1 protein-coding gene is annotated in these 1,071 nt (G+C 74.3%); it reads left to right on the forward strand.

Going from position 1 to position 1,071, the window contains the following annotated elements; genetic code table 11:
• A partial coding sequence (locus tag NHG85_RS00295; protein ID WP_370362951.1) for a M10 family metallopeptidase C-terminal domain-containing protein occupies nt 1–1,071 on the forward strand: 1,071 nt, incomplete at both ends.

Raw genomic sequence — 1,071 nt, forward strand, 5'->3', positions numbered from 1 at the left:
GTCCGCGCCAGCCTGACCCGCCACGCGATGCGCCTGTCCGACAGCGGCGCTGCGCAGGGCGCGGGCGTCACCCCCGACGGCGCCGCGACGCGGCTCGAAGCCGTCACTGCGCTGGCCTCGGCCGAGATCGGCGAGCGCGCCTTTCTCTTCGCCGCCATCGGCGGGGCGGAGCCGGCGGTCACCACGCTTTCGGTCGGGCGCGACGGCGCGCTTTCGGTGCAGGGCGACATCGGCACGGCGGAGGGGCTGTGGGTCTCGGCCCCGACCGTGATGGAGAGCCTGACATTGAGCGGAACGCCCCATCTCGTGCTGGGGGCCGCGGGCAGTGGCTCGCTCAGCGTGATGCGGATCGGCGCCGATGGCGGGCTCACCGTCACCGATCACCTGATCGACGACCGCGACAGCCGCTTTGGGGGCGTCGCAGCGCTGGCCACGATCCGCCACGCGGGCCGCGGCTTCGTGGTTTCGGGCGGCGCCGACGACGGCATTTCGGTGCACGAGCTTCTGCCCGGCGGGCGGCTGGTGGCGCTGGCGCATCTGGCCGACAGCACCGCCGCGGGCCTTGCCAACATCTCGGCGCTGGCGCTGCGCGGCGCGGGCGACGGGCTCGACATCTTCGCGGCTTCCGCGAGCGAGCCGGGCGTGATCCGGCTCAGGCTCGATCTGCGCGGCGGCCGGCTGCACGCGGGCGGCAGCGGCAACGACATCCTGCGCGGCGGTGCGGGCGATGACGTCCTGCGCGACGGCGGCGGTGCGGAACGGCTTACCGGCGGGGCGGGGGCCGATCTCTTCGTGCTCGACGCCGATGGCCGCACCGACACCATCACCGATTTCGAGCAGGGCACCGACCGGCTCGACCTGTCGTCATGGGCCATGCTGCGCGATGTCTCGCAGCTCACCCTGCGCGCCCAGGGCGCGGCGCTGCGGCTCGATTACGGCGAAGAGACCCTGTTCCTGCACGGCGCCGACGGCACCGCCCCCGATCCGGCCCGCCTCACCAGCGCCGAGATCATCGGCGGCACGCATCTGCCGCTTCTGGTCACCCCGGGCGAGGCCGGGCCGGGCTCCGAC

The sequence above is a fragment of the Limimaricola litoreus genome, from assembly GCF_024159025.1.
GTDB lineage: Bacteria > Pseudomonadota > Alphaproteobacteria > Rhodobacterales > Rhodobacteraceae > Limimaricola > Limimaricola litoreus.